This window comes from Microcystis sp. M53603_WE2 (genome assembly GCF_030065435.1).
On record NZ_JASJFF010000103.1, the window covers coordinates 1 to 5291 of the forward strand.

General features: G+C 40.4%; 4 protein-coding genes and 1 pseudogene. 3 read left to right on the forward strand and 2 right to left on the reverse strand.

Translation table 11 applies throughout. From position 1 onward, the window contains the following. From PX481_RS02435 to PX481_RS02445, 3 genes and pseudogenes are all read left to right on the forward strand, one after another. A pseudogene (locus PX481_RS02435) lies at positions 1–272 on the forward strand (hypothetical protein); the annotation flags it as partial. A 268-nt stretch (positions 273–540) separates the two neighbouring features. Next, positions 541–2154: an ABC transporter substrate-binding protein gene (locus PX481_RS02440; RefSeq protein WP_288025213.1), complete on the forward strand. Its 1614-nt coding sequence runs from the start codon at positions 541–543 to the stop codon at positions 2152–2154. Between the two features lie 193 nt (positions 2155–2347). Beyond that, positions 2348–2794: a hypothetical protein gene (locus tag PX481_RS02445; RefSeq protein ID WP_043999476.1), complete on the forward strand. Its 447-nt coding sequence runs from the start codon at positions 2348–2350 to the stop codon at positions 2792–2794. 306 nt (positions 2795–3100) lie between these two features. Here the strand turns inward: PX481_RS02445 and PX481_RS02450 are convergent, their stop codons facing one another. Together PX481_RS02450 and PX481_RS02455 are read right to left on the reverse strand one after the other, a co-directional pair. Beyond that, complete coding sequence (locus PX481_RS02450; RefSeq protein WP_002763248.1) at positions 3101–4339, reverse strand: DNA cytosine methyltransferase; 1239 nt, start codon at positions 4337–4339, stop codon at positions 3101–3103. 48 nt (positions 4340–4387) lie between these two features. Next, complete coding sequence (locus PX481_RS02455; protein ID WP_002763247.1) at positions 4388–5167, reverse strand: hypothetical protein; 780 nt, start codon at positions 5165–5167, stop codon at positions 4388–4390. Positions 5168–5291: the final 124 nt, after the last annotated feature.

The window sequence follows — 5291 nt, forward strand, 5'->3', positions numbered from 1 at the left end:
GTCTTTTAAGTGAAATTGACCCTTTTTATCGCCATTTCTGTCCTTCTCTCCCCTCCTCCTGTCTTCTCGGTTTTCAAGTTTGGGACGGTTCCCAAATTTTGAGCGATCGCACTTTCCCCGGACTCCTCCTCAAATCTCTGTTTGGTTATCGTCAAAACCTCTATATCAGTCAAATTGTTGCCTATATCCTCTTTTTACTGCTTATCGGTGGCCTCTATTTCCAAAGCTTACGACAACGTCCTCTATCTACTTTATCAGGCCCTAGGGAATAGTTAAGAGGGAAATGGGGAAGTGGGGAAGTGGAGAGATGGGGGGTTGGGAATAATGAATTATGAAGTGGGGTGTGGGGTGTGGGGTGTGGGGTGTGGGGTGTGGGAATAATGAATTATGAATTATGAATTATGAAGTGGGAATTGGGAATTGGGGAGAATACTAACTCCTGACTCCTGACTCCTATCTCCTATCTCCTGTCTCCTGTCTCCTGACTCCTATCTCCTGACTCCTAACCCCACCAACAAACTTTTTCAGCAAACCCTAATCATGACTACTTGGCAATGTGACGGTATCCCTAAAGATGGTAAAACTTATCCGCAAGCGATTGCGGGAGGTCATGAACCCTGCGAAAATACTACTCCTGATTGTCCTATCTGTGGCCTACCTAGGGAAGCGATGGATCCCGTAACAACGACGGTTAAAACCACGGTGGTGGTGTCCCCGGGGGGTACAACTAGAGTCGGCCAAAAATCTAACTGGTTACTTCCCTTCGCTTTGATAATTACCGCTTTAACCGCAGGTTTAGGGGGTTGGAGTCTATTGCAAATGCTCATTCCCAAACCCGATACTTCCCCAGTTGTCGGGGAAAAAACCCCAGATAGGCAATCTAAGGCAACTTTTGTGAGTAATACGGCTAAAAATCCCGATTTATTTAGCCAAGGTGAGAAAATACTGCTTAATTCCACTCCTAACAAAGAAAAAGGCGCAGCGGCCTTTAAAAAGGAAGATTGGGCAAATGCGATCGCAGTTTACCAACTGGCGGCCACTCCCCAAGCAAACGATCCGGAGGGCAAAATCTATTACAATAACGCCAAAGCTAGACAAAAGGGTAATAAACATACTATAGCCGTCGTTGTCCCCATCGCTAACGACCCCAACAGCGCCAAGGAAATTCTCCGAGGTGTGGCAAGGTATCAAGAGGAGTTTAATAATTCTAATCCGGGTAATCCTTTGGAAATAGTCATCGCTAATGATGGTGGTGGGTTACAATCAAAAGCGATAGCCGATGATCTGATTCAATCCGGTCAAGTTTTGGCAGTTATGGGCCACGGAATCGATCCTTTTAGTCAAAAAGCGATTGAAAGTTACGAAAAAGAAGGATTAGCGATTCTTTCTCCCCTGACTACCAGTGTCAGTCAAACGGGAAATGCAACCCTGAAAACTATTCCCCTTAAAGATAAATCTCAGGAAGTTTTAGGCAGTTATCTGGAAGCAGTGGCCAAAACTTTGGCTAATTATGCTAGTCAGCAAGAGAAGTCTCCCTCAGTGGTTCTTTTTTATAATTCCGATAGTCCCTATAGTCAAAAATTAAGGGATTCCTTTGCTAAAGCAATAAAGCAACCAGGAGGCAAGATAGTTAAGGAAATAGACACAACTAAAGCCAATTTTAATGCTAAAACTGCCATAGATCAGGCAAGACAAGCCGGCGCTAAGGTGGTATTTTTGGCCTTGAGTAAAGATGGCGATCGCATTGATCAAGCCGTGGCTATTGCCCAAGAATCGTCTGGAATGCTATTATTAGGCGGAAATGAACTTTATACACCCGATATCCTTATTCAAGGAGCAGATAGCATCGACGGATTAGTTCTAGCAGTACCTTGGAGTTTCCAAGCAACGGATCCTTTTGCTAAAGATGCGCTGAAAAGTTGGCGCGGTCGCGTCAGTTGGCGTACTGCTACCGCCTACGATAGTATGAAAGTATTAGGGGAAGCGATCGCTAAAAGTTCTGACCGTGCTACTGTAGTCGAAACTTTAAATCGAGGAATCACCTTGCAGGGAAGCACCACGGATTTTAACATTTTTAATCAAGTTCCCTTGGTGCGTGCTAATCGCGGCAATGAGGGGCCAAAGGGTTCTCAATATCAATTCGATCCTAAGTAGGTAGGCGTTAAAAATTATCAGATGCCCCCCTTATCAAGGGGGGATTAAGGGGGGACTAAGGGGGGATCGGCACCCCCCTTATCAAGGGGGGCAGGGGGGATCGAACCTAAAATCCATTTTTAATTTAATTATAACCAGCTACTTATCTAAAATAGATAATGTGATGTCGAGGAGTAGAATCAAGTCTAATTTTATGAACAATATCTTACCCATCCTAGCTTTGTTAATGTCGGTGTCGGGAATTGCCGTGTCTTTGGGACGGGAGGAAGTCCGATGTCATCTCGGTTTAGAATCGGCAGCCTGTCCCCAGGAAGAACAAAAAACCAGGGAAGACACCCCCGCAACTACCCCCGCAACTACCCCAGAATCTCCCCGGATAGAAGAAACTCCCGCGGAAAGTACCCGTAATATCGAACCTTCCCCCGAAGTTTCCCCCTCGCCTGAAAGGGAAACCCCGGTGGAATTCACCCCCATCCCGGAAAATAACCCCAGTCCAGAAGCACCCCCCGAAAATCCCCCCACCTCAGAAACCAAAGCGGTGGAAAAAACTCCAGATGCAGAACAAAGTCCCGATGTCAATCCATCTAAAGATGGAGAAACTGAAAGTATTCCATTAGAGGTTATTCCCCCCGGACAGTAAAATCGGACAAAATCAATTTCTGGTGGGGTAGGGTTGATTCATGAATCAACCCTACAGATCCCGGACAGTAAAATCGGACAAAATCAATTTCTGGCTGAGGATAGGAACTCATGCAAGAAGTAGTTATACTAAATCTGGTTATTAAAGACTGATTATTCATTCCCCTTTTTGCATGAGTGCATGAGTAGAAAACGGGTTTCTCGGAGAAACCCGTTTTCTGTGCGTTACTCAACGGATTTAGTATAACTACTTAATTTTTCTGCTGCTGTTGCTGATTAGGTAAAAACTATTTACTTTTAGTCAAAATTAATTAACTTCTAATCCCGGAATGCTTAACTGTTCGGTTTTTGGCTGTGTTTCCCCCAGATAATCCCCCTGCAACATATTAATTAAACAGCCACCAAGATGATAGGCCATATTCACGGGAACCGCGTTACCAATCTGTCGATATTGAGAGGTTAAATTACCGGTAAATTGCCAATCATCGGGGAAGGACTGCACTCGTGCATATTCTCTCACAGTCAAAGGACGAGTTTCTTGGGGATGACATCTTTCTGTTTGGGTTTGTGCCGGACTACAGGTAATAGTTAAAGCCGGTTCATCCCAAGATAATCTTTTAGCATATCCTGTCCGTCCGCCGTGATTTTTGAGACTATTTTTCATATATTCTTTTTGAATATCCATCGGCAAATTCCGCCAATTTCCTCCTGCGGGAACTAAGGACATAATCTCTTTTTTTCTTTCTTTATATTCTACTCCTGGAGAACTGGGACAATTCTCTAGGGCTTTTTTCAGAGAAATAGTATAGTTTCTATATTGGGGAAAAATCGGTTTAATATTTAGATCTTGACGGGTGGCGATAATAATTAATCTTTCTCTTTTTTGGGGAACATCAAGAAATTGAGCCGATAAAACTTGATAAGCAGCATAATAACCGATTTCCTGTAAAGCTTGCAGCATTAATTGCAGAGTTTCTCCTTTTTTATTGCTTAATAATCCTCGAACATTTTCGGCTATAGCGATTTTAGGTTGCACTTCCTGTAAACAACGAGCAAATTCAAAAAATAGGCTTCCTCTCAAATCTTCTAATCCTTTTCCTAACCCAGCATAACTAAAAGGTTGGCAGGGAAAACCTCCAGCTACAATATCTATTTTGTCTCTAAAATTGGAAAATTTAATCTTTTTTATGTCTTGATTTATAACATTCCATTGCGGTCGATTAAGTCTTAAAGTATTAACACAATCTTGATTAATTTCCACCAGTAATTGCGTTTTTAGTCCCGCATTTTCTAAACCTAAAGCCATACCACCACAACCAGCAAATAATTCAATAACTGTGTAATTAGTTGGCTCAACAGTTTGTAAAATTCTCAATTCTCTGGGGGATTGGTTATTTTTAAGATTGGTTAATTGCTCGAGATCAAATAACCAATCAACTTGATTGATTTTCTGACCTTTGATTAATTTTTTCTTTTGCCATGTTAGTATTTCTGCGGTAGTTACACCGAGAATATTAGCGGCTTTTTGTAGATTTACCTGAGTCATAACCAATAATTAACAACTTATCTACCTCTCTATTATACATCAAAGTAGCTAAACTTGATAAAGTTTTTTTTCGATTTTCCTGACTGTCATCTTTAACTTATTCAGGATAGTTTCATAATCTAAGTCCAACATTGACCAAAAAGCTTGCCCTGCTAATAGCTCAATATTATTCTCTTTAGCTTTGGTTTTGCTAATTGTCCAAGAATTGCCCATATCTAAAGCAGCGGCAAAAACTGAGTTAGGATGTATTTTAAATTCATTGATACTCCGATCACTCTGGCTACCAGTAAGAGTATCTTTTTTAGTTTTTAATTGAGTGTATTTGATTATTCCTTGATTAAAAACTACTAAATCCACACCTTTGATTTTAAAATTTAGAATTTTTTCTGGTACAAAAACCTGTGAACTAATAGAAGCAATTTCTTCTAAAGTATGACCTAGACTTTCCGAGATAAGATTGACATATTTATTCGATAAGTACAAGTTTTCACATTGAGCAAACTCAAAAATATTTTTAAATCCTTTCTTCTTTTTGAGAGATATATTTTTAAAATCCTGTTTTTCTTTCAGGATTTTTTCAACTACTTTAGACTGGAACTCCTCCAAAGCATCATCGATTTTTTGATCCCTATTGTCTGCAATGTCTGTGTCTGTTTTTCTATTTTCTTGAAAATATTCAAAAATGAAATCATCAATTAGACGACAAATTTGATAAGTATCTACCAAGTCATGAGTAACAAAGGTAGGAATTTTGATCGCAGGTTTCTGTAAATTAATTTCTTCTAATAATTGGGTCAAGTTATGGCGATAAGAGTATAAATAGCTCATTATAGTTAGGGTTTGCTGAATAAATATAAAAACCTTGTTGGATAATACTTTTAGACTTTTTTGACCTCAAAAAGTGCCGACCATTGGAGTGATTGAGGGGAAAATTCAGGTACTTTTTCCCTGA

Bases quoted from the DNA above. Each gene is read 5' to 3' on its own strand.
- PX481_RS02455 (WP_002763247.1), bottom strand. From the start codon at position 5,167: ATGAGCTATTTATACTCTTATCGCCATAACTTGACCCAATTATTAGAA.
- PX481_RS02445 (WP_043999476.1), top strand. From the start codon at position 2,348: ATGAACAATATCTTACCCATCCTAGCTTTGTTAATGTCGGTGTCGGGA.
- PX481_RS02450 (WP_002763248.1), bottom strand. From the start codon at position 4,339: ATGACTCAGGTAAATCTACAAAAAGCCGCTAATATTCTCGGTGTAACT.
- PX481_RS02440 (WP_288025213.1), top strand. From the start codon at position 541: ATGACTACTTGGCAATGTGACGGTATCCCTAAAGATGGTAAAACTTAT.